This window comes from Pandoraea commovens, from assembly GCF_902459615.1.
Lineage (GTDB): Bacteria > Pseudomonadota > Gammaproteobacteria > Burkholderiales > Burkholderiaceae > Pandoraea > Pandoraea commovens.
In genome coordinates this window covers 36,490-60,514 of the sequence record NZ_CABPSA010000011.1, presented here as the reverse complement: position 1 = coordinate 60,514, position 24,025 = coordinate 36,490, and the positions used below count along the sequence as shown (strand labels likewise).

Genomic DNA, 24,025 nt, shown 5'->3' with positions numbered 1-24,025 from the left:
TCTTAACCGAACAGGCCATGCAAATACCAGGCAGCGTCTGCCCCTTTCACGGGACGCTCACGAAACACCCACAACAACGCCCCCGTCGTGTCCGCTGCGATGAAGTAATCGCGCGTGACCGTGCCCGGCTCCCACCAGCCAGCCTCGATACGCTCCGGGCCACTCACCAGTTGCAACGGCCCCTGCCGCCACGGACGCTCCTGCTGCATGCTGAGCCGCTGGGGCGCGTCGAGCAGCCACGCCGGACGCGGCGGCAGTGCGCTCACGGTATCCGGCAGATGACGATTCGACGCAGACGTCGCCCCTGCCTCCGCACTCATGCCTGCATTCGCTCCCGCGTTCACTCCATAAGGCACGCTCACGAACGCCGCTTCGGGACGATGATCTCCACGCACCTGCAAACGCCGCACGTGTTCATCTCCCAGACGCGCCGCGACGCGCTCCATCAATTGCACGAAATCCTGCCGCTCGCGCCCCGGCTCGGGCAGCAACGAACCGCTTTGCGGGACATGCTGCGCCGTCTGCGTGACGTCGAGCCGCAGCGTCAGCACCGGCGCGACCAACGGAGAACGTGCCAGTCGTTCCTTGCAGAGCGACAGCAAGTGCGCCGGTGCGGCGCTCGCTTCGGCCAGACGGATGTCGAAACGCGTCGGTTCCAGGGTCTCCCGACCAAGCGGCTCGTGTTCGAGAATCAGCGTCAAGGCCTGCGTGGCCAGTTGCCCGGCGGCGAGCCATCCCGTCAGTTGCGCGAGCAGACGGCGCAAGCCGAACAGCAAGACTTCAACGTCATGCGTGAGCGACGGTAACGGCAGCACGGCTTCGAAATGCGGCGGCGCGCGATACCACGCCGGCGCTTCCGGCGCTTCGCCATAGGCGCGCGAGAGCGATGCAGGCAGCGCGGCACCGCAGCGACGTCTCACACCCGCCGACGGCAGTGCACGCAATTCGCTCAACGTCGCGCAACCGATCTGGGCGAGCCAGTCGAGCCACGGCTGCGCTTCTGGCAGCAACGCCACCGGGAGCGGATCGAGTTGCGCCGGTAGCGCCGTCAATGGCGGCGGCAGCAGTGGCTCGGAAGGCGACGACGACGAGGATGACAAGGATGACGTCGCCCCCGCTGCCGACTTCGTCACTGGCACGATCGAGCGACGCGATGCACGCGACTTCATCGCTGCCTGCATGTCCTGAGACGTCGGCGCATGAGGATCGACGTGTGACGGCACAGCCAGCGCGGCGCGTGCGAGCAGCGTTGCCGCACTGGCCGTCGCGGCAATACCCAGCGATGCCCGGTGCCCGAGCGACTCGGCACTTTCCAGCACCTGTGCCGCCAACGACGCCAATCCACCAAACAGACGCAAACTCGGCGCGACGTCGATCAATACACACTGCGGCGCGGCAATCGCCACATCGGGGCCGAAACGCAGCAACGCCAGCGCCAGCGCTTCAAGCGCAAGCGCCTCGGCGGCTTCGTCGCGATCGTGAAACCGCGCCTGCGGCAAGAGCGCGAGAACACCGCCGCGACGCATGCCCGGTTGCACACCCGCCGCCTGCGCCGCCTCGCTCGCCTGCCAGACACGCGACTGCGCCAGCACGACCGTCGTGTCGGCTTGCGTGTCGCTCTCGCCTGCCTGCCCGTCAGCCCGTATGCGCGACGGGAGTGACGTGAGCGGCGAGGCGATCTCGAGTGCCAGACAGGGCAGATGCAGGGCGATCCAGCAGGCCATGCGAGACTCCGGAAGCAGAAACAAAAGACACCGTGGACGGCACGGGCGACGGTGCCGGATCGGGCTGGGCATGCAGCGGCGCTTCGTCGTCTGCGCCTCTGGTCAGCGATTGCGGCGCGCGCGTATAGGGCGAAGGCAACATCAGCCAGAGCGGTTCGGAGCGAGGCGGTCCACGACGCTTATGAAACTGCACGCCGAGGCGGCTCTCCTCTGCGACAACCAGTCCCAGCCGTAATGGCGCTGCGGACGCGGTCGACACGGCCGCCGACGGACGCATCACCCAGGTCAGCGTTTCGCCACCGCCGGCGGCCACCTGAAGCCGCCGAAGCTGCTCGGGTGTCGCGGCCGGTAGCCAGGTGAGCACCGCTCCGCAGCACGCACTCCTGAGCGCCTGCTCGGCGCACCACAGCATGTCGCGGTCCTCGGGCTTCATACCCTGTCCTCCGCCTTGCCCCCCGGCCCCGCGCCGCACTCGGGAAGTGCGCGTCGACCGGGACGCCGGGGACGCTGTATAAGACGGGCGCATTACCACACTCAACCACCGCAGATCGATGCCCCACCCCGCCAGCGCCGGGGCATAGGGCAGCATCGGCGGTGCAATCACTATGACCGGCTTTCCTGCCTGCGTCAGATCGCGCAATGCCGGTGCCAGCAGACGCCATTCACCGATGCCCGGACGATCGCTCAGCAGTTCCGTCACCGCGCCATGCGGCCACCCCGCGCCGGGCAGCTCGGCGTCGAGCGCGGCGAAGCCGGTGGTGTGGCCCGCGCGATGGCAACGCGCCAGCTCACTGGCACGCCATAGCCCGGCAGGCAGAGGGGAGGAAAGCGGCAGGGTCATCATGCGCCCAAATACTGTATGAATGTACAGTATAACAGTTCATTTGCCGTCGACGGCATCTTCATGGCCGCCCCATCACGCCGATCGCGCTTGCGGCCAAACGCCGGCCCGGCTAACGTGAGCGTCATTACACGCAACCCACTCCTCATGCCGCTCCCGACCACTGCCACCGCTCCCTTCTGCCCCGCCGAGGTCAAAGGCAGCATCGTCATCGACGCGCGTCAGTCGCGCTGGACCAAACTCAAACGCTTCGCCGGCCCCGGACTGCTCGTCGCCATCGGCTACATGGATCCCGGCAACTGGGCGACGGACATTCAGGCAGGATCGCAATTCGGTTACTCGCTGCTTTGGGTCGTGGCGCTCTCGAGTCTCGCCGCCATCTTTTTGCAGATGCTGGCAGCGCGTCTGGGATTGGTCGCCGGGCGCGATCTTGCGCAGGCCAGCTACGAACGCTACGGCCGCACGGGTCGTTTCATCCAATGGATCACGGCCGAGATTTCCATCATTGCGTGCGATATCGCCGAAGTGCTCGGCTGCGCACTGGCCTTCAAGCTGCTGCTGGGCGTACCCATCGCGTGGGGGATCGTGCTCACCGCGCTCGACACGATGATCGTGCTGGGACTACAGGGCAAAGGCTTCCGTCAGATCGAAGCCATCGTTTTCGGATTGATCGGCACGATGGCGTTCTGTTTCATCGCGCAGGTCGCGATGGTGCCGCCCGACTGGCACGCGGTGGCCGCGGGTCTTGTCCCGGGCGCGCCCAGTCACGACCGGCGCGACGCGATCGTACTGGCGCTGGGCATCGTCGGCGCGACGATCATGCCGCACAACCTGTACCTGCACTCTTCCGTCGTGCAGACCCGGCGGGTCGTCGGCGGCAAGCGCGGCGACGTGCACGACACGCTCGCGTTAGTGCGCATCGATACCTGGGTCTCGCTGCTGATCGCCATGTGTGTGAATGCGGCAATTCTGATTCTTGCTGGCTCTGTCTTTCACGCCAGCGGTCAGACCAACGTCACCGATATCGAGCAGGCGTATCAGTTAATTACGCCGATTGCGGGGGGTGCTGCCGCCTTCATGTTCGGCATCGCCCTGCTCGCGTCGGGGCAAAGTTCGACACTGACGGGCACTATCGCCGGGCAAGTCATCATGGACGGTTTCCTGCACATGAAGATTCCGTGCTATCAGCGTCGACTGATTACGCGCGGACTCGCACTCGTGCCCGCGCTGATCGGGGTGTTGTGGCTCGGCGACGGTGCTGTGGGCAAACTGCTCGTGTGGAGTCAGGTGCTGCTCAGCCTGCAACTGCCGTTTGCCATGTGGCCGCTCATTCGCTCGGTCAGCGATGCGCGCGTGATGAACGGCAATACGATCGGACGTCCGACGCAGGTGTTCGCGTGGTGCCTTTTTGCCGTCATCACTGCGACCAATCTCTTGCTGATCTTCGGGCTGGGCTGAGAACGGCCAATGTCGACAGAAATGTCTCCAGACGATAGGAAAACTCACAAACCGAGGTCACTCAAGCCAGCGGCTATCGGCCGTATAAGCCAACGCAACTCGCGCCGGATCACGCGAGTCCAGCCATCCTCGGCCATGCGAACTTTCTGAATTGCAGTCTCCCACGTGAACCGCGGACTCAGGGTACGCAGGATGCAAGTGGGCGTTACAACGCACCGAAAACGCGTGCTACCATCAGCACCCCTTACCAACGCTTACTACAAGCGACAGACAACTTTAAAGAGGTAAGGGCTTCAGATGTCCGCATCGGAACGATGCCACGATGCATCGTCCGGCGGGTGACAACACACTCAGGGGTATCACCGTGCAGAAAAGGAAGTCCAGCATTGCGCTGCTCAGCGCTGCCACGCTCGCTATGGCCGTGCTCGGCGGTTGCGCCACCGAAAGTTCGCGTACCGTGGAAGTCGCCAAGGTCGAGAGTGCCAGCCGTCCGTACGTTGGCGTGCGCACGCCGATCGCTGTCGGCAAGTTCGACAACCGTTCCGCGTACATGCGCGGCGTCTTTTCCGATAACGTCGATCGCCTCGGCAGTCAGGCCAAGACGATTCTGATTACCCATCTGCAACAGACCCAGCGCTTCAACGTGCTCGACCGCGACAACATGGCCGAGATCCGTCAGGAAGCCGACATCAAGAAGACGAAGCAGACGCTCAAGGGCGCCGACTACGTGATCACCGGCGATGTGGTCGAGTTCGGCCGCAAGGAAGTGGGCGACAAGCAACTGTTCGGCATTCTCGGCCGTGGCCGCGAGCAGATCGCTTACGCAAAGGTCAACCTGAACGTGGTCGATATCGCCACGTCGGAGGTTGTCTACTCAAGCGGCGGCGCGGGCGAATTCGCACTCTCCAATCGCGAAGTCATCGGCTTCGGCGGCACTGCGGGCTACGACTCCACGCTCAATGGCAAGGTGCTTGACCTCGCCATGCGCGAAGCCGTCGACAAGCTCGTTGCCGGTATCGAGAGCGGTGCCTGGAAGCCGGGCAAGTAAGCGCACCGACACCCTTTTTTGCAGCAAGCCGTAGCGTGTGATTCGTCACGCGCTCGGCTTTGCACGTCAGGACATCAATCGTCATGAATCGCACGTTCTCGTCCGGCCGGATCGCCGTCGCCGCTATCGCGGGCAGCGTCATCCTCGCACTCTCCGGCTGCGCCACACCGCCCAAGCCGCTGTATGACTGGGAAGGCTATCAGCCGCAAGTCTACGAATACTTCAAGGGCGAATCGAAGGAAGCCCAGATCATTGCGCTGGAGCGCGATCTGGAGAAGATCAAGGCATCCAATCACGCTGCGCCCCCCGGGTATCACGCTCACCTCGGCCTGCTCTACGCCTCTGTCGGCAAGTCCGACAAGATGGTCGAAGAGTTCCAGACCGAAAAGCAACTGTTCCCCGAATCGGCCAGCTACATCGACTTCCTGCTTAAGAACAAGACCCCGGAGGCCAAGCAATGATCGCCCGACTCTGCAAATGGATGACGGTCGCCGCGCTCGCTGCCGTGATGACCGGTTGCGCTGTGCATCAAGCCAAGCCGTATGACTACACCGCGTTCAAGGAAAGCAAGCCGAAGTCGATTCTCGTACTGCCGCCGCTGAACGAATCGCCGGATATCGACGCGACCTACAGCGTGCTCTCGCAAGTCACGGTGCCTCTGGGCGAAGCCGGCTACTACGTGATGCCGGTGACGCTGGTCGACGAGTCGTTCCGTCAGAACGGTCTGACCGTCGCCGGTGACATCCATCAGGTCAGCCCGGCCAAGCTGCGTGAAATCTTCGGCGCGGACGCTGCGCTCTACATCAAGATCAGTCAGTACGGCACGAAGTACATGGTGCTCGACAGCGCCACCGTCGTGACGGTCTCGGCCGAACTCATCGATCTGCGCAACGGTGCGAAGCTGTGGAGCGGCGCAGCCAGTGCGTCGAACAACGAGGGCAACAACAGCGGTGGCGGCGGGTTGATCGGCATGCTGGTCACAGCGGCCGTCAAGCAGATCGTCAACAGCGTGTCGAACGCCGGTTACACGGTCGCAGGCACGGCCAATGCGCGTCTGCTGTCCGCCGGACGTCCTAACGGCATGCTCTACGGTCCGCGTTCGCCGAAGTACGGCACTGACTGACCGGGAAACTGGGCAGACCTCGCACTGTCACCTATAGTGGTAACGCATGGCGCGGTCGGCCTTCCCGACCGCTCATCGCCCGGACCGATAGCGACACCCCGCCGCAGCGCGGGGGCAAAAGTGCCAGACGATGCGCCCGTCAGGTGTGCGCCTCGTCGGCTTGCGTATGTGTCGGCAAGCCTCGTCCGGGAGTCATCATGGTTCACCGCTTCGCTTCTTCTGTCCCCCAGCCCCTTCGCATCACCACCCTCGCTGCGGTCGCAGCGCTTCTCTGGTTGCCCGGACTCGCCGCCGCCGATCCGATGCATCTCTCCGACATCAAAGACGCCAACGGCCAACAACTCAGTGTCGACGACTTACGTTCGCTAATGCCCGGCGCTCACATCACTAACGTTATTCAGAACGGCAGCACACGCAAGTGGGTCAACGAGTCCGGCGGATCGCTCAATGCGACGAGCGACAACAAAGGCAACATCGGATCGGGTGGGCGCAGTGTGCAGGTCGCGCATGCCACCGGCACCTGGTCGGTCAACGACAACGGCTCCTATTGCGTGAATCTGGAATGGCGAGCGCTCACCGAAAACTGGTGCCGCTTCATGTTCAAGGTGGGCGACAAATACTACGGCGTCACTTCTCTCGCCAACGGAGCGGCGATCGCGACCGAGTTCAGCATCGAGAAATGATCCATCCGGCAAGCGGACAAAAAGCGGACGAAAAAACGCCCCGGGCTGCGAACAGCACCGGGGCGCGACTGCAAGCTGCGTTTTCCGTCGTCAGCGAGGCAGTGAGGTCGCCAGGACCGCGACGACTTAGAAGTCCGTCGTCATGGACAGCAGGAACGTACGCGGCGCCCCCAGCGTCAGGTAGTTGCTCGACGACACGCTCGACCAGTACGCCTTGTTCGTCACGTTGAGCACGCTCAGACGGAACGTCGTCGACTTGCCGTAAATCTGCGTGGCATAACGCGCGCCCACGTCGAATCGATCCCATGCCGGAATCGACGCCGTGTTCGCAATATTCGCGTACTCACGGCCCGTGTGAATCCAGCGCGCGTTCAACGTCAGGCCCTGCACCCAGGGAATGTCGTATTCCGCACCGAGGTTGTACTGGAACGTCGGCACGCCGACCGGACGATTGCCGTTCGTCGCCGCGCTCGATTGATTGAGCAGCGTGCCGTTGATGTACGACACCCCGGCGATCACGCGCACATTCCTGACCGGGCTGCCATACACCGAAGCTTCGACGCCGCGGTGGCGCTCAAGCCCGTCTGCCACATAGACGTTCGATGCATTCGTATAAGCCGACGGCTTTTCGATCTGGTAGAACGCAATCGACGCACCGAAACGCGCCGTATCGTACTTCGCGCCGAATTCAATCTGCTTCGAACGATACGGCGGTAACGACTGACCGTAGTTCACGGTCCCCTGCGGTGCCGTCGTCCCTGCGGCAAGACCTTCGCTACGGTTCGCGAACAACGACACGTTCTGCCACGGCTTGACGACGATGCCGAACAGCGGCGTGGTGATGGCGTCGTTGTAAGCCAGCGATTGCACACCGGTGTAACCGTAGTTGTTCACACCGATCGACTGATGACGCACGCCGACCGTGGCCAAAACGCGGTCGTTGAAGAAACCCAGCGTGTCCGACGCGGAGACACTACGCAACAACGTGAGCGCCGTCGTCTGCGGGTCGTTCAGGTTGCCACCTTGCGACGACGTCGCCGGATAGGCCACTTGCGGCGGATTGACGAAGCTCGTATTGAAAGCGGAGGCGAACGTGAACGCAGACTGCGAGTCCAGACGCGTTCCCGACGCCCCTGCCGTGAAGAAATGCGACACCGGCCCCGTCGTAAAGCGACCGCGCACGCCCACTTCACCGGAGAGCGCATCTTCCTGGTGCGGTGCATTCAGACGCGTCGCCGTCACAGGACTCGACGCCCCCTTCCACGTAGGATTCGAATACTCCCCGTTCTCGTTCGTGTGACGGATACCGCCAGTGACGTAGGCCGTCCAGTGCGGCAGGAAATCGTACTCGGCACGCAGAATACCGACGCTGTCTTCCAGCGTGGTGTAGCTCCACGACTGCGCGTAGTTCGACGTCGCCGCCGGCGGTTGCGGCAGCACGTTGCCCGAGAAGTTGTACAGCGCCCGACCCGAGCCGATGTGCTGCTTCTGATAGAGGAAGTCCGCCGACAGACGCAACTTGTCGCCGCGCCAGTCAAGCGCAACCGATGTCGTCCGCGAGTTCGAATGCTCCCGGTCGACGGCGGTCTCACCGTCACGAATCGCCTGATTCACACGAATACCGAACTGGCCTTCGCTGCCGAAGCGGCGGCCGACGTCGATGTGCGTCCCGAATTCGCCTGAACCGCTGCCATCGATGGTCACACGGTTCAGAGGCGTGTCGTCTGCCCGCTTGAGTTGCAGATTCACACCGCCACCGATGGACGAACCGCCCGGCGACGCGCCATTCAGAAACGCGTTCGCCCCCTTGAACAGCTCGACACGTTCGAGCGCTTCGGTCGAAACCAGTTGACGCGGCGTGATGCCATAGAGCCCATTGAGCGAAATGTCGTCGCCCGCCAGCGTGAAGCCGCGAATCACGAACGTCTGTGCGAAGTTGCCGAAGCCGCGCGACATACGCACCGACGGGTCGTTATCGAGCACGTCGGAAAGCGTGCGCGCTTGCTGATCTTCGATCATCTTCGACGTGTACGCACTCATGCTGAACGGCACGTCGAGCGTGCTCTGATTACCGAGCACCCCGAAGCTCATGCCGCGTGCCACCTGTCCGCCCACATACGCTGGCTGCGTGTCGTTGGGCGACGTCTCCCGATCTCCCGACACGGTCACCGTTGGCAATGCGACAGGATTTTGTGCGCCTGCCTGTGCTGCCCCTGCAGCATCACCCGCCTGCGCAGGCTGCGCCACGGCGTTGCCACCGAAAACGACCGAGCCGAAGGTCAGCGCCGACGCGACGACAATCGGGCGCAGCGAGCGCCATTGACCTGCACTGGGCGTGACGATGCCAGCGCGAGAGACTCGAGCAAAACGGGAAGAACGGGAAGCGAGCGACATGAGGAACAACTTGTTGGAGTGCGCCCCGGCAACGGACCGATACCTGGACTGGGAAGAGACTTGCCGGTCGGCGGCGAATCCCTTTCCACAAGAGAGGAAAACTGCGTACGACAACGGCACCCTCGAGAGCCTCGCCGGGCACGACGCGACATCTCAATTCGGTGAAAGTTTAATAATAATAGTAATGATTATCAATACCATTACCAAAAACGACACGTCAGGCGGCCTTGAATCGAGCTACGGCTCTGAGGGCAAATCGGTTGCGAATCAAGCGCTCATGCACGTCAGGTAGCACTTGAGCACAGTAGTGCCGTTCGACTCACTGAGCCGTTGAGGAAAACCTATCAGTTTCGGGAGGGGACGGAAATGAAGGGAGGCGGACGGCCGACAGCAAAGAGCGTGCGACGACGCGATGGGGCCGCCGTAAACGACAAAGCCCGCCAAAGTGGCGGGCTTGTGTGGCCAATCCCGGAACAGCGGGAGTGGCATCCGGACTCACGGTTGGGCGCCGTCGCACGTCATCACAACGATGACGGGAATCGCCCGATAAGACGATCGACTTGCCTGGTTGCGCCAGCAGCGACCGCTCGTCCGGAAGGACTTCTGACTTGCTTAGTAACCGGCGGTTTCGAGCGCGCGGATACGGTGTTCCAACTCAATGATGTCCTTCGACTCAGCCAGGAATGCTTCACGACGACGGCGCTCAGCAGTTTCAAACCAAGTGTTCACGACTTCAAACAGGGCGGCAAACATGACGTTTCTCCAATTCATTAGTGTGCTGCATCGCAGCAGTGCTTCGCATTATATAGGGTTTTCCCGTTAAGGGTTAGCCCCTATATGTGAAAAACCAACAAATTCTGCTAGAGCATCACTTCGAATGGAGTCAATTCCATAAAATTCACATAAAAATCAAATGTTTATATAAAAACAACAGCACCAAAACGACCCGCTGCGGCATGCCGTCGCACTGCGCAATCAAAATTCGCGAGACAAAAAAAGCGCCGCTGTTGCGGCGCGTCATCCTGAAAAATGAGGCTTCCCATGTGACGGATCCGTACCGTCACATGACTGTCACGACCTCGGCACCCTTACGGCACGTGGCGTGCGACCTGGGCATCGCCGTCAGCGACCGCCCCGCCGGTGGGTGCCCCGGTGGTCGAAGTCGTCGGCACGGTGCCCGGTTGTGTCGCGGTGCCGCACGCGGCCGCTGCATTCGTCGCGCAATCGCTCTTTGCGCCCAAATTGCCGGACAGATCCGCCGATGCCAGCCCTTCCAGAATCGGGCAGTCAGGGCGGTCGTCGCCGTGGCAATGCATCGCAAGATGCGAGAGCGTGTCGCGCATGGCGACCAGTTCGCCGATGCGCTGGTTAAGTTCGTCTACATGGGACTGCGCGAGCGCCTTCACCTGTGCGCTGGAGCGCCCCCTGTCCTGCCAGAGCGCCAGCAACTGGCGAATCTGGTCGATGCCGAAACCGAGCCGACGCGCCTGACGAATGAACCGAAGCAGATGCAGGTCCTGCTCGCCATATCGTCGGTAACCTGCCTCGGAGCGAGGGCTCGGAGGCATCAGGCCGATACTCTCGTAGTACCGGATCATCTTGGCCGTCACGCCGCTGGCCTGCGCCGCTTGTCCGATGTTCATAGCTACCTCACTGGGGGGAACGAGGGTTGAACGACGGGAGAGAGGAACCGTTCATGTCCTTCCCGGTATCCGACGGCACGAGTCGGGCACTGATCGGCGCATGATCGGAAATCCGTGACCAGGGGCGCCCGTGCAAGACTTGCGCCCCTTCGATATGAAAGCCGCGCGCGTAGATGCGGTCAAGTCGCAACAGCGGCAATCCACTCGGAAAACTGCGTGCCGGACGCCCGACACTGTTCTGAAACACCTCCGTCAATGCCAGCTTGTCGGCTAGCAAACGGTCCGCCTGATTGCTCCAGTCGTTGAAATCGCCCGCGATGATCAGCGGCGCATCTGCAGGAATGGCATCGGCCACCCGCTCCGTCAACATTTCGAACTGACGCCGACGTCCCTGCCCTGCGAGCGACAAATGCACGCAGAGACAGTGCAGCGGCTGGGGCAGCCCCGGCACGGCGATTTCGCAATGAAGCATGCCCCGCTTCTCGAAACTATAGGTCGTGATGTCGTGATTGTCCGATCTGACGATCGGATAACGACTCAAAATCGCATTGCCGTGGTGCCCGTGCTCATAGACCACATTGCGTCCATAAGCATGATCGCGCCACATCGCGCCCGCCAGAAACTCGTGTTGCGGTTGTACCGGCCAGTTAGTGTGACGCACTGCGTGGCGTTGGTGCATGCCCTGCACTTCCTGCAGGAAGACGAGATCCGGTGCGAGCCCCTCCAACCCCGCGCGCAGTTCGTGGACGCGCAAGCGGTTGAACGCGGAAAAGCCCTTGTGGATGTTGTAACTCGCAATATGCAGACTATTCATAGGCGGCAGCATTGACTCCGTGCCGGAAGACAGACGATATCACCTAGATGATGTCGCTTTCGGCGAATTTCAAGTCAGGTGGAAATCCGGGCGACGCATCGGAAGGTGGCTTCCAGGACGTCGCCCCTGATCATTTCATTATGCGCCGTTCACCTTATGCCCGTGGGAACCCTCTCAAACTCCCGCCCGGCGGGCCTCTCCAACGGCATCCGACTTTCCGGCGCTGCCTGCCGACACGGAGGTCGTCTCCTGATCGGCAGGACGCCAGCGGCGCAACATCAGTGCATTACTGACGACGCTGACGCTACTGAGCGCCATGGCCGCCCCGGCAATCACCGGACTGAGCATGCCAAACGCCGCGAGCGGAATCCCCACAACGTTGTACGCAAACGCCCAGAACAGGTTCTGACGGATTTTCGACCACGTGCGGCGGGACACATCGATGGCGTCGGCGACGCGCAGCGGGTCGCCGCGCATCAGCGTAATCCCCGCAGTCTGCATCGCGACATCCGTGCCCGAGCCCATGGCAATGCCGACATCGGCGGCAGCCAGTGCCGGTGCGTCGTTGATCCCGTCGCCGACCATGGCTACGACCGCGCCGTCACGTTTGAGTTGCGCGATGACCTCCGCCTTGTGCTCCGGCAGAACATCGGCATGCACCTCGTCGAGCCCCAGCGCCGTGGCAACCGCCTTCGCGCTCCCTGCGTTATCGCCCGTCACCATCACACACCGCACACCCAGCGCGTGCAGGCGGTCGATAGCCGGACGAGCGGTCGCCTTGAGCGTATCGCCGAACGCGAGTAGCCCGAGCAGACGACCGCCGCGAGCACGCTCATTCGCAACATCCCCCGCGACGTCGCCCACGTCGGCACTGCCCGTCTCGACCAGCCACGAGACAGTCCGTCCCTCGCCTGCCAGCCGCACGGCTTCCGACGCCAGCGCCCCCTGCGAAATACCGAGTTCATCGAGCAATCGCGCATTGCCCAACTGGAGGGTGTGACGGCCACTTAACGGGTCACTCAATGAGCCGCTAAAGGAGCCGCTCACAGCACCCGCACCCTGCACTTCCCGAATGTCGGCCCGCATACCGCGTCCCGGCAATGCAGCAATATCGGACGCGACCGGCACCGCCAAAGCCAGCCCGGCCTCCTCAGCGGCCGTCGTCACAGCCTTGGCCAGGGGGTGAGAGCTTCCCGACTGCACCGCGGCAGACCAGCGCAGCAGCGTGTCGGCGCTCGTCCCTTCCGCAGGCAAGTGCGCGACGAGACGCGGCTTGCCTTCCGTCAACGTCCCCGTCTTGTCGAACGCCACGACGCTGATCCGGTGCGCCAGCTCCAGCGCCTCGGCGTCCTTGATCAGGATGCCTTGTCGCGCGGCCGCCCCGGTGCCGACCATAATTGCCGCTGGCGTCGCCAGTCCCAATGCGCACGGGCAGGCGATGACGAGTACCGCGACAGCGTTGAGCAGCGAGGCCTCAAGTCCAAGCCCCAGTGCCCAACCGGCGACGACCGTCACAATGGCGATCAACACAACCACCGGAACGAAAACCGCCGCCACCCGATCCACAGCGCGCTGAATCGGCGCTTTGCCCGCTTGCGCGTCCTCGACCATGCGAATGATGCGGGCCAATGCCGTATCGGCCCCCACCGCCGTAGTTTCCACACGCAATGTGCCTGCACCGTTGATCGAACCGCCCACAACCTTGTCGCCATCGGCCTTGTCGATCGGCAACGGCTCACCGGTCAGCAACGATTCGTCGAGCTGGCTCGCGCCATCGCGGATCACCCCGTCGACCGGCACACGCTCACCGGCGCGCACCACAACCCAGTCGCCCACCTTCACCTGCGCCAGCGGCACCGAGACTTCACTCGCCGCGCCGTGCGGGTCACGCACGACACGCGCCGTCTCCGGACGCAGCGCCGCCAGCGCCCGAATCGCTTCCACGGTCCGCCGCTTTGCCCGCGCTTCGAGCCACTTGCCCAGCAGCACCAGCGTGATCACCACCGCCGCCGCTTCGAAATACAGATGCGGCATGCTGCCCGCCGGTGCGCGCCACCACTCATACAAGCTCAGACCGTAGGCCGCCGACGTGCCCAATGCCACCAGCAAATCCATGTTGCCGCTTCCGGCACGCACCGCCTTATAACCCGCCCGGTAGAAACGCGCGCCCAGCCAGAACTGCACAGGGGTGGCGAGCAGCCACTGCACCCACGGCGGCGGCATCAGATGCACACCGAACGGCTCGACAAGCATGGGGAGCAACAACGGCAGCGACAGCACGGCAGCGACCGCCACCGGCCACCATGCCGGACCGCTCTGCGCCGATGCCGCCTGCGCGGGGTCCGTGACGACCGACGCCTCATACCCCGCCTTCTCGACGGCAGCACTCAGTACCGCAACATCGACCACCCCGCGCACGCCACGCACCGCCGCGCGCTCGGTCGCCAGATTCACATTGGCTTCGACCACACCCGGCACATTGCGCAACGCCTTTTCCACGCGCCCGGCGCACGAGGCGCATGTCATGCCGCCAATGGCCAGTTCGAACGATTGCTCCGCAACCTGATACCCGGCGTCGCTGACGGCGGCCTCAACCGCGCCCAGCAGCGCGGCCGGCGCGACGTCAGGCGCAGCCTCCACCGCCGCCGTTTCGGTCGCAAGGTTCACACTGGCGCTCGCCACACCGGGCGTGCGCCGCAAGGCCTTCTCCACCCGCGTCACGCAGGATGCGCAGGTCATGCCTTCAATACCGACCGACCAGTTCTGAGTCATTTATAGGCCTCCAGGAGGACTGTCATCATGCGTCACAGCATAGACCTTGCCATGACAGGAAGGTCAAGCACTGTGCGGCAACTTGTTACGCATTCCGGTGGAAACAGCAGGACCACACCCGTCACACTTTAACGATAGCGCTACCGGAACCGGCCATGTTTGGGGGACGTCTGACCCGACACGCGATTCGTCTGAAAAAGCGCTTGAGCTTACCTCTATGGGAAGGTCTATCATCCATTCACCTGATCAGTGTCACCGTCAACTGAATCGTCTTTCAAGGAGAGCAACATGCAAGTCCAAGTCGAAGGTATGAGCTGCGGCCATTGCGTTAAAGCCGTCACGCGTGCGATCACCGAGCTGGACGCCGATGCGAAGGTCAACGTCGATCTGGGTGCTGGTCGCGTAGACGTCCAAAGCGACCTGTCGCCCGCAGAAGTCAGCGCCGCCATCACCGACGCCGGTTACACGGTCAAGGGCACCAGCGCCTGATTGAGTGACGGCCGACCAGCGTCCAAGTTTGGCCTGAACTTCGTTCGACGGACGTTCGACGCCCTCAGCCGACGCCATCTGCCCACATCAAACACGGCCACAAGAGGCTCCCCGCGTCTTGTGGCCGATGTGCAATCCCACGCGCCTCGCGCGGCCTTCCCTGCAGACCTCTCCCGCCCTGTGCTACGCTCTGTCTCGCCGCATACGTAATGACGCCGCGCAATGCGTGACTACCACGCGATGCAACGCAACGTTCGTACGGCATACACGTCTTCAGGGCGGGGTGAAAGTCCCCACCGGCGGTATGTGACACCACGCAGTTCGCTGCGTCGTCATGAGCCCGCGAGCGCTTGTCACCGTCGCTTTCGCGACATCGGCAGGGTCAGCAGATCTGGTGCGAAGCCAGAGCCGACGGTCATAGTCCGGATGAGAGAAGATGCGTCGATACCCGCGTGCTATGGGATGCCGTCCCATGGCGACGTCCGTTCGCATGCCCCGAAAACGTTTTTCGCCCGATTGACTTACGCGAGGAGCGTTTCATGTCCACCAGTACCCGCAACACCCAGGCTGTTTCGCACGACACCCCCTCCGCCGCCTCGACCGACGACCTGCATGCCTACCCCGCATTCGTCGACCTGCCGCCGGTGGAAGTTCGTCTGCCCGCTGCGCTCGACGCCATGCGCGAAGGCCGTCCCGTCATTCTGATGGATGATCTGGACCGCGAGAACGAGGCCGATCTGATCGTCGCCGCAGAGAAAATCACGCCCGCCACGATGGCCATGCTGATCCGCGAATGCAGCGGCATCGTCTGCCTCTGTCTGCCGGACGAGACGCTGCGCCGTCTCGATCTGCCGCCGATGGTCGAGCAGAATCAGAGCCGCTACGGCACCGCCTTCACGGTGACGATCGAAGCGCGTCAGGGCGTGAGTACCGGCGTTTCCGCCGCCGACCGCGTCACCACGATCCGCGCCGCCATCGCCGACGACGCCCAACCCTCCGACCTCTCCCGCCCCGGCCACGTCTTCCCGCTGCGCGCGCAGCCGGGTGGCGTGCTCACGCGTCGCGGACACACGGAAGGCTCCGTCGACCTCGCGATCCTCGCAGGCCTGAAGCCCGCCGCCGTGTTGTGCGAACTGATGAATCCGGATGGAACGATGACGCGTGGTGCCGATATCGAGCGCTTCGCCAAGCAGCACGATCTGCCGATTCTCACCATCGACGAACTGGCGACCTACCGCCTCAGCCACGCGCAAGCCGCCTGATCGAACGCTGATCGGGTAAGCGACAGCCCTTGCGGCAACGACGCATCACGTCGTTGCCGCATCGCCTCCATCCGGCTCCGGGCATCGGCCTCCACCGATCTCGCCCCATCGTCACCTATCGGTCGACGCTTCCCTCTAACGCGAAACGCACATCCGGGCGCGGCGACTTCTATAATCGCTGACAAGCCGATTGCCTAGCATCATAAAAGTTACGAGGAAGACGTCATGAGCATCAAACCGGAAGCCGCCGCCGTTTTGGCCCAATGGGAAGCCGACGAAGCCGCCGTGCGTGAGCGCATTACGCGCAACGGTCCGGCGCGTTATGGCGTCGCGACACCGTCCGACGTGACCGGCCTCACCGGCCAGGAAATCTTCGACGCGATGTTCGACGGCAAGCTGCCGATGCCGCCGATCAGCGAGACGCTGGGTTTCATCGCCGTGGAAGTCGCCAATGGCCGCGCTGTGTTTCAGGGGCGTCCGGCGCTGCCCTATTACAACCCGCTCGGTTCTATCCACGGGGGATGGTTCGCCACGCTGCTCGACTCGGCCGTGGCCTGCGCGATCCATTCGACACTACCGGCCGGACGCAGCTACACCACGCTGGAACTCAAGACGAACATGGTCCGCGCCCTCACGCGTGACGTGCCCGTCGTACGCGCCGAAGGCAAGGTCATTCAGGCGGGTCGGCAGATCGGCATTGCGGAAGGCCGTATCGTCGGGCCGGACGGCACGCTCTATGCCCATGCCACGACCACCTGCCTGATCTTCGACTTCCCGCCGAAGAAGGCATAAGCCTCCCGTCGTACCAAAGAAAAAGCCCGCCGAGGCATCCCGGCGGGCTTTTTCACGTGACGGCAGACTCAACCGTAGCGTGTCCTTCAGTGCGACGACGATCCCCCGCCGCCATGCTCACCATCGGGTTGATGTTCGAGTGTCTCTTTCAGCGCAATCTGAAGCTTGGCGTGCATGCGCACGAACCAGCTACGCATGATGACTGCAAGCACCAGCGTGCCCGCCACAATCAGCACGATCATCTCGGTCGACGGCAGGATGCTCGCGGAGAGCGCCGCCACCAGCAGAATGACCCCGACCATCGCAGCAATCGGCAGGATCTCGGCGACCACGCGGCGCACCTCGAAGGTGTAGCGGCCCGTGAGGCTCGGCGGAATCGACAACTCCACCAGCAGCAACGACAGCGACTTGAGCTTGCGGTACACGGCGATCAGGAAGGGCAGCGACAACACCAGTGCCCCGCCCCAGACCACCGCACTTTGCAGACTCGGGTCTGCGACCCACGGCTTCATCAGATCGGCAAGACGACGATAGAAGAACGCACCACCGAGGAAGATCGTCACGACGAGCGCCAGATTGATCGCCACGCTCACCACAATACGACGCACGATGGTGACGAGCGCCGCGCTGTCACCCGTCAGTTGAATGCTTTGCAGCCATTGCGTGTACTGTCCGAGCACATAGGACAGACGCCCCGGCATCACGCGACCCAGCCAGCCGGTGAACGGGTCGGCGCCCTTGATCAGATACGGCGTAAGCAGCGTCGTGATGACCGAGACGGCCACCGCAATGGGATAAAGGAAGTCGCTGGTCACCTTCAGCGACAGACCGAGCGACGCGATGATGAACGAGAACTCGCCGATCTGCGACAGCCCCATGCCCACACGCATCGACGTGCGGCCGTCCTGCCCCGAGAGGTAGGAGCCCAGCCCGCACGACACGATCTTGCCGACCACCACAGCCACCGTGATCACCAGAATCGGCCACACGTACGTGACCAGCACATGCGGGTCGAGCAGCAGGCCGATGGTCACGAAGAACACCGCGCTGAACATGTCGCGCAAAGGCGCGACCAGCCGCTCGATGGTGTGCAACTCCCGCGCTTCGGCCATGATCGCGCCGATCAGGAACGCGCCGAGCGCCACGCTGTAGCCCATCTGAATCACGAGCAGGCAGAAGCCGAAGCACAGGCCCAGCACCACGACCAGCAACATTTCGTCGCTCTTGAACTTCGCCACATAGCCGAGAATGCGCGGCACCAGCAGAATGCCCACGACCAGCGACACGACCATGAACAGCAGCAGCTTGCCCAGCGTGAAGGTCGCTTCGCCCGCATCGACCTGACCGCTGATGGCGATGCCCGAGAGCAGCGCGATCATGCCGATGGCGAGCACGTCTTCCACGATCAGCACGCCGAAGATCAGTTGCGCAAAACGCTCGCGCTTCATGCCGAGTTCGTCGAGTGCCTTGACGATGATCGTGGTCGACGAGACCGCAAGCATCGCACCGAGGAAGATCGAATCCATCGCCTTCCAGCCGAAGAAGCGGCCGATCTCGTAGCCGATCCAGAGCATCAGCACGATTTCGGTAATCGCCGCCACGAACGCCGTCACGCCCACCCGGGCGAGCTTGCGCAGGCTGAACTCCAGACCCAGCGAGAACATCAGGAACACGACACCAAGTTCGGCAAGGATCCCGATGGTCTTCTCGTCATGTATCAGCGCGAACGGCGGCGTGTACGGCCCGATGATCACGCCCGCCACGATGTAGCCGAGCACGACTGGCTGCCGGAACCGGTTGAAGATGACCGTCACGATGCCTGCCAGCAGCATAATGACGGCCAGATCCTGAATGAAGTCGATGGCGTGATGCATCCGATACGTTCTCCCCGCAGCGCGTTGCGCCGATATTGATGTTCTTGACTCCACGCCGATGACACGCCGCGTCTCCCCCGGGAGGCGCAGCGACAACACGAGACGTGATGCTTGATGAAGGTGGGAAGCCGGCCGTGGGCAGCGTATGAGCTGCTTGCCTGCCGACTTGATAGACGTTGCGTTCGTTCGCCCGATTCCCTGCAAGTCCGGACGGACCAGCCGTCGAACCCGTTGCCGACGCCCTCGTATCAAAGGGCTCCGGTTCGGAGACCGGAACGGAAAAGCCAACGAACATTCGGCCCAAAACGGGCGCCGGATCAATATACGCGATGGCCTGACACGCGCGCAACCCAAGATTGACGGGGGTTTTCATAAAAAATTCCCGTTTTCTACACCATCGCACGAAATTTTTTTTCTTGATTTTTGTCTTGTCTCCTTGTGAAATATCACACAAATATCAATTGAATTTCACTGTGTAATTCCCTGGAGTGGTCGACGTATGAGTTCCTGTTTGTCTTTCACGGTGGCCGGTGACGGCGCTGCCCTTCGTATCGATGTCTCCATCGACACGCTCATCATTGCCGGATGGGCCGGACGCGACCGACACGCGGTCGAGCATCACATCGCCGAACTGGCCGCGCTGGGCGTGCGCCGTCCGTCGACCACCCCTTGCTTCTATCGCCTCGCCCCCGCCCTGCTCGCTCAGGACGACGCCATCGACGTCGTCGGCGAGACAAGCAGCGGCGAAGCCGAATGCGTGCTGGTCCGCCACGGCGACGAACTGTTCGTAAGCATCGGCTCGGACCATACCGACCGCGAGGTCGAAGCCTATGGGGTGACCGTCTCCAAGCAGGTCTGCGCCAAGCCCGTGGCACGCGAAGCATGGCGTTTTGCCGATGTCGCGGCGCATTGGGATCAATTGGAACTGCGCTCATGGGTGACGCGTGCAGGCGAGCGGCGTCTTTATCAGGAAGGCACGGTCGCGGGTCTGCTCTCGCCGCAGGAACTGATGGCCAAACTCGGGCCGGACGGCTTGCCCGCAGGCGCGGCAATGTTCTGTGGCACACTCGCTGCCATTGGCGGCGTGGCTGGCGGCGAGCAGTTCGAGATCGAACTGCACGACCCGGTCCTCGGCCGCACGATCCGGCACCGCTACGCCACGCAGGCGCTGGCGATTGCCGACTGACTGCCCCCATCCGATGCCCAACGAGACACTTTTCGAGCCCCACCAGACGGAAGTCGCGGGCGACGCCCACCGCATGCCGCCTGAGCCGTCTGTGCCACATGACGGCCGCAGCCTGACCGAGCGCGCCTACGAAGCCATCAAGCACGACATCATCACGTTGCGTCTGCGCCCCGGCGAGACGCTCAACGAAGCGCAATTGATGCAGTCGACGGGGCTGGGACGCACGCCCGTGCATCAGGCGATGCATCGTCTGGCACTCGAAGGGTTGTTGGTCATCTTGCCGCGCAAGGGGGCCATGGTCGCGCCCGTCTCGCTGAACGACGCACTCGAAATCATCGATGTGCGCATGGTCAACGAGACGTACTGTGTCGAGCTGGCCGCCCGCGCCGCAACGCCGGAGGATCTCGCCGCCATCGAGGCCGTGCTGGCCCGCTCGCGTGAGGCCATCGCAGCGCGCGACGTCGCCGCCATGATGCGCATCGACCGCGAATTCCATCTGGCGATTTCACGCGCATCGCGCAACCAGACGCTTGCCGAGTTGCTGCGCGGCTTGCACGAGCGCTCGCTGCGCTTCTGGTTTCTCGCACTGTCGACGCCGAGTCATCTGGAAGGCGTCTACGAAGAGCACCTCGAACTGTTTGAAGCGCTGGCCGCCCATGACGGCGAACGCGCCCGACGGGCGATTGCCCGTCACATCGAAGAATTCCGCACCCATATTCTGAAAGCGATCTGAACATGAGCCACGACGCCATCGATCTGCAACGCCCCCTGTCCGACCTCGCCGCCGCGCTCGACGCAGGCCGCACCACCAGCCGTGCCCTCACCGAGCAGGCGCTCGCGCGCATCGCCGATCCGGCCGGTCAGGGCAGGGTCGTCTTCACGCAGGTCGACGCACAAGCCGCCCGCGACGCCGCCGACGGCCTCGACGCCCTGCGCCGCGCCGGCGCCCGTTTGTCGCCGCTGATGGGCATTCCCGTCTCGGTGAAAGACCTGTTCGACGTGGCAGGTCAGGTCACGCGGGCAGGCTCCACGGTGCTCTCCGACGCCGCCCCCGCCACGCACGACGCACTGGCCGTCGCGCGTCTGCGTCAGGCAGGTGCCGTGATCGTCGGTCGTACCAACATGACCGAGTTCGCCTTCTCCGGTCTCGGCCTGAATCCGCATTACGGCACGCCGCGCTCGCCGTGGCAGCGTGAAGTCGGGCACATCGCGGGTGGGTCATCCTCAGGCGCCGCCGCGTCGGTGGCCGATGGCATGGCCGCCGTCGGCCTCGGCACGGATACCGGCGGTTCGATCCGTATTCCGGCCGCGTTCTGTGGTCTGACGGGCTTCAAGCCGACGGCTTCGCGCACGCCGCGCGATGGCGCGCTGCCGCTCTCGACCACGCTCGACTCCGTCGGCCCCATCGGCCGCTCGGTCGATTGCTGCGCGTGGGTCGATGCGATTCTGTCGGGCACCGTCCCAAATGAAACACCGATCGCACCGCGCGACCTTCGTGGCATGCGCTTCGGCATCTTGACGAATTTCGTGCTCGACGGCGCAGAACCCGCCGCACTCGCCATCTACGAGCGCGCCCTTGCCACGCTCGCCAAGGCGGGTGCAACGCTCGTCGAGTTCAAATTCGCACCGTTCGACACCCTGCCCGCGATCAACCGCTTCGGTTTCTCGCCCATCGAGGCGTACGCATGGCATCGCAAGTTGCTGGCCGAGCGTGCGCACGGCTACGACCCGCGCGTGCTGGTGCGCATTCGCAAGGGCGAACCGGCAGGCGCGGCCGACTACATCGATCTGCTGAACGCCCGCGCCGCGCTCATCGCAGCGGCGAATCCCGTGTGGCAAAGCTTCGACGCCGTGCTGTGCCCGACCGTGCCGCTCACGCCACCGGCCATCGCACCGCTCGAAGCCAGCGACGACACCTTCACCGCCACCAACGCTCTGGTGCTGCGCAACCCAACGGCCATCAACATGATCGACGGGTGCGCCTTCTCGTTGCCGTGTCAGGGTCAGGGCGAGGCCCCCATCGGCCTGATGGTCAGCGGTGCTGCAGGCGACGACGCGCGCCTGTTCCCGGTCGCCCGCGCCATCGAGCAGGCCCTGCGCCCAGCCCGCTGAGCGCAATCCTCAACTTTCGGACGATTTCGTACAGAAATGCGCGCAAACGTCCGATTTTTCGATGGAAAGTTCCGAAAAATCCCGCAATTTTTCATCTCACATGCGAATCGGGCTGGGGTTACAATCCCAGCCCAAGTGCCTGCCGCCCGGCGTCATGCGGGGATTTGCGGGATTCGTGGGATTCGTGATGGCCTACCGCCTGAAGTGAAATGAACGCTCAACTCGACCCGGCTTTTCGCCGCGAACGTCTGCTGTATCTCCTGCTCACCGTGGTTTGCCTCGCCTTGCTGGGCGGTGCGCTGTACTTCCAGTACGTGCTTCACGAAGACCCGTGTCCGCTGTGCATTCTGGCGCGCTACGCGCTTGTGCTGATCGCGATCTTCGGGCTGGTCGGCGCGGTCTCGCGCGGCTGGGCAGGGATTAAAGTGGCACGCGTGCTCGCGGCGCTCTCGGCGATTGGCGGGATGGCTGCGTCGGCGTATCTCATCTACGTGCAGGCCAATCCGATGGTGAGCTGCGGCTACGACGTCGTCGAAGGGTTTGTGGACGCGCTGCCGACCTCGCGCCTGTTGCCGCAGGTCTTCCAGGTGCAGGGTATGTGCCAGACGATGTACCCGCCGATCCTCGGTCTGACGCTGCCGATGTGGTCGCTCGCGGCATTCGTCGTGATCTTCCTCGCGCTGGCGCTGCATCGCCCGCGCCGCGCCATTTCGCTGCGCTAACGCACCGGGCGGCGCTCCCAAACGCACAACGGCCGTCTGCCCCTCAGGGCGACGGCCGTTGGCTTTTTGGCAGTCACTCGAACGTCGTCAAGGCCGCACCAGCGCCGGCGTCGGCTCTCCTGCGCCGCTGGCCGCGTCGAGTTCGGTGGCCACTTCGGCGATCCGTCGGCGCAACCACGTCACCTCGGGCGCGGCGTGCGTGCGTTCATGCCACAACTGATAGAAGCGCATCGGCGGGAAGTTGACCGGCGACGGCACTACGCGGATCGGCAGATAGCGCGCGTAATGCTGCGCAAACTGACGCCCCGTCGTGAACACCAGATCGGTGCGCATCAGCACATACGGGACGAGCCCGAAATACGGCATCGTCATCTGAATGTTGCGACGCAGGCCCTGCTCGGCCAGAAAACCGTCGATGAAGCTCTGACGCTCGGCCACATACGGCATTGGCGCGAGGTGCGGCAATTCCAGGTAGTGCTTGAGCGAGATGCCCTTGTTGGCCAGCGGATGCTGTGCGCCGAGCATGCAGACCACTTCGTCGTCGAACAGACGCGACATATGCAACTGCGGCGGCGGTTCCAGCCAGTTGCCGATCACCACGTCGAGCGAGCCGTTTTCCAGCGCGCCCGCATAGTCGAAACCGGCGTTGATGGGTTGCACGTGCAGACGGGCCGACGGCGCGTCGCGGCGCAGCACTTCGGCGATATTGGGCAGAAAAACGGCGTCGAGGTAGTCCGGCGCACCGAGCCGGAACGCCCGCGTGGTGGTCTGCGGCGCGAATTCCGTGGTCGGGTGCGTAATGCGTTCGATCGCGGCGAGCGCATCGGTGGCGTAGCCCAGCAGCTCACGACCGCGCTCGGTGGCGACCATACCGCTCTTGCCGCGCACCAGAATGGCGTCGCCCGTGATCTCGCGCAGACGGCGCAGCGAGTTGCTGATGGCCGGCTGCGACTGGCCGAGCTTGAGCGCGGCGCGCGACACGCTTTGCTCTGTGAGCAGCGTATGGAGCACCCGCAGCAGGTAGGCGTCGATCTGTTCGCGGGGTCTTTGCATGTGCGGGGGCGCTCTGAAGGCGTGTTGAAGACCGG

The 24,025-nt window shown here is 63.4% G+C and carries 20 protein-coding genes, 1 pseudogene and 1 riboswitch; of the genes and pseudogenes, 12 read left to right on the top strand and 9 right to left on the bottom strand.

Annotated features, from left to right (window positions below):
• Positions 1-2: 2 nt before the first annotated feature.
• A complete protein-coding gene (locus PCO31010_RS24085) occupies positions 3-1,724 on the bottom strand; it encodes a Y-family DNA polymerase (RefSeq protein ID WP_174985133.1) in 1,722 nt (573 codons plus the stop codon).
• Positions 1,636-2,568 (bottom strand): damage-inducible protein, encoded by a 933-nt coding sequence (locus tag PCO31010_RS26725; protein ID WP_174985130.1) that lies wholly within the window; start codon positions 2,566-2,568, stop codon positions 1,636-1,638. The genes PCO31010_RS24085 and PCO31010_RS26725 overlap by 89 nt, the downstream gene beginning before the upstream one ends.
• Positions 2,569-2,712: 144 nt before the next feature.
• Here PCO31010_RS26725 and PCO31010_RS24080 point away from each other — a divergent pair, with 144 nt between their 5' ends.
• The 5 genes from PCO31010_RS24080 to PCO31010_RS24055 all read left to right on the top strand — a co-directional run bounded on the left by PCO31010_RS24080 (position 2,713) and on the right by PCO31010_RS24055 (position 6,877).
• On the top strand, positions 2,713-4,023 hold the full coding sequence (locus PCO31010_RS24080; RefSeq protein WP_150666481.1) for an Nramp family divalent metal transporter: 1,311 nt from the start codon (positions 2,713-2,715) through the stop codon (positions 4,021-4,023).
• A 415-nt stretch (positions 4,024-4,438) separates the two neighbouring features.
• Entirely contained in the window at positions 4,439-5,071 is a 633-nt protein-coding gene (locus tag PCO31010_RS24070; RefSeq protein WP_246184761.1) for a CsgG/HfaB family protein, read from the top strand.
• Positions 5,072-5,154: 83 nt separating this feature from the next.
• On the top strand, positions 5,155-5,532 hold the full coding sequence (locus PCO31010_RS24065; protein WP_039397056.1) for a DUF4810 domain-containing protein: 378 nt from the start codon (positions 5,155-5,157) through the stop codon (positions 5,530-5,532).
• Positions 5,529-6,194: a DUF799 domain-containing protein gene (locus tag PCO31010_RS24060; RefSeq protein WP_217426192.1), complete on the top strand. Its 666-nt coding sequence runs from the start codon at positions 5,529-5,531 to the stop codon at positions 6,192-6,194. Before PCO31010_RS24065 ends, PCO31010_RS24060 begins: the two co-directional genes overlap by 4 nt.
• A gap of 197 nt (positions 6,195-6,391) precedes the next feature.
• Positions 6,392-6,877: a DUF995 domain-containing protein gene (locus PCO31010_RS24055; RefSeq protein WP_150666480.1), complete on the top strand. Its 486-nt coding sequence runs from the start codon at positions 6,392-6,394 to the stop codon at positions 6,875-6,877.
• A gap of 126 nt (positions 6,878-7,003) precedes the next feature.
• Here PCO31010_RS24055 and PCO31010_RS24050 read toward each other — a convergent pair whose 3' ends face one another.
• The 5 genes and pseudogenes from PCO31010_RS24050 to PCO31010_RS24030 all read right to left on the bottom strand — a co-directional run bounded on the left by PCO31010_RS24050 (position 7,004) and on the right by PCO31010_RS24030 (position 14,500).
• Positions 7,004-9,271 carry a TonB-dependent receptor gene (locus PCO31010_RS24050; RefSeq protein WP_150666479.1) on the bottom strand — a complete coding sequence of 756 codons (2,268 nt, stop codon included), beginning with the start codon at positions 9,269-9,271 and terminating at the stop codon, positions 7,004-7,006.
• Between the two features lie 612 nt (positions 9,272-9,883).
• A complete protein-coding gene (locus PCO31010_RS24045; protein WP_150666478.1) occupies positions 9,884-10,024 on the bottom strand; it encodes a DUF3563 family protein in 141 nt (46 codons plus the stop codon).
• A 497-nt stretch (positions 10,025-10,521) separates the two neighbouring features.
• Positions 10,522-10,914: pseudogene (cueR, locus tag PCO31010_RS24040) on the bottom strand (Cu(I)-responsive transcriptional regulator); the annotation flags it as partial.
• 7 nt (positions 10,915-10,921) lie between these two features.
• On the bottom strand, positions 10,922-11,728 hold the full coding sequence (locus tag PCO31010_RS24035; RefSeq protein ID WP_246184756.1) for an endonuclease/exonuclease/phosphatase family protein: 807 nt from the start codon (positions 11,726-11,728) through the stop codon (positions 10,922-10,924).
• A gap of 174 nt (positions 11,729-11,902) precedes the next feature.
• Positions 11,903-14,500 carry a heavy metal translocating P-type ATPase gene (locus tag PCO31010_RS24030; protein WP_150666475.1) on the bottom strand — a complete coding sequence of 866 codons (2,598 nt, stop codon included), beginning with the start codon at positions 14,498-14,500 and terminating at the stop codon, positions 11,903-11,905.
• 288 nt (positions 14,501-14,788) lie between these two features.
• Between PCO31010_RS24030 and PCO31010_RS24025 the strand changes: the two genes are divergently transcribed.
• The 3 genes from PCO31010_RS24025 (at position 14,789) to PCO31010_RS24015 (ending at position 17,043) form a co-directional block, all read left to right on the top strand.
• Entirely contained in the window at positions 14,789-14,989 is a 201-nt protein-coding gene (locus PCO31010_RS24025; protein WP_150666474.1) for a heavy-metal-associated domain-containing protein, read from the top strand.
• Positions 14,990-15,254: 265 nt separating this feature from the next.
• Positions 15,255-15,431: riboswitch (FMN riboswitch) on the top strand.
• A 97-nt stretch (positions 15,432-15,528) separates the two neighbouring features.
• On the top strand, positions 15,529-16,251 hold the full coding sequence (ribB, locus tag PCO31010_RS24020; RefSeq protein WP_150666473.1) for a 3,4-dihydroxy-2-butanone-4-phosphate synthase: 723 nt from the start codon (positions 15,529-15,531) through the stop codon (positions 16,249-16,251).
• Positions 16,252-16,476: 225 nt separating this feature from the next.
• Positions 16,477-17,043 (top strand): PaaI family thioesterase, encoded by a 567-nt coding sequence (locus PCO31010_RS24015; RefSeq protein ID WP_150666472.1) that lies wholly within the window; start codon positions 16,477-16,479, stop codon positions 17,041-17,043.
• 86 nt (positions 17,044-17,129) lie between these two features.
• Here PCO31010_RS24015 and PCO31010_RS24010 read toward each other — a convergent pair whose 3' ends face one another.
• A complete protein-coding gene (locus PCO31010_RS24010; protein ID WP_150666471.1) occupies positions 17,130-18,917 on the bottom strand; it encodes a cation:proton antiporter in 1,788 nt (595 codons plus the stop codon).
• 499 nt (positions 18,918-19,416) lie between these two features.
• Between PCO31010_RS24010 and PCO31010_RS24005 the strand changes: the two genes are divergently transcribed.
• From PCO31010_RS24005 to PCO31010_RS23990, 4 genes are all read left to right on the top strand, one after another.
• The gene (locus PCO31010_RS24005) at positions 19,417-20,103 is read left to right on the top strand and encodes a DUF2848 domain-containing protein (protein WP_150666470.1); all 687 of its coding nucleotides are present in this window, start codon (positions 19,417-19,419) and stop codon (positions 20,101-20,103) included.
• Between the two features lie 73 nt (positions 20,104-20,176).
• Positions 20,177-20,836 (top strand): GntR family transcriptional regulator, encoded by a 660-nt coding sequence (locus tag PCO31010_RS24000; protein ID WP_150666533.1) that lies wholly within the window; start codon positions 20,177-20,179, stop codon positions 20,834-20,836.
• 2 nt (positions 20,837-20,838) lie between these two features.
• Complete coding sequence (locus PCO31010_RS23995; protein ID WP_150666469.1) at positions 20,839-22,215, top strand: amidase; 1,377 nt, start codon at positions 20,839-20,841, stop codon at positions 22,213-22,215.
• A gap of 209 nt (positions 22,216-22,424) precedes the next feature.
• Entirely contained in the window at positions 22,425-22,937 is a 513-nt protein-coding gene (locus PCO31010_RS23990; RefSeq protein ID WP_150577024.1) for a disulfide bond formation protein B, read from the top strand.
• A gap of 87 nt (positions 22,938-23,024) precedes the next feature.
• On the opposite strand, the gene PCO31010_RS23985 is transcribed toward PCO31010_RS23990, so the two are convergent.
• Positions 23,025-23,990 (bottom strand): LysR substrate-binding domain-containing protein, encoded by a 966-nt coding sequence (locus PCO31010_RS23985; RefSeq protein ID WP_150666468.1) that lies wholly within the window; start codon positions 23,988-23,990, stop codon positions 23,025-23,027.
• Positions 23,991-24,025 lie beyond the last annotated feature (35 nt).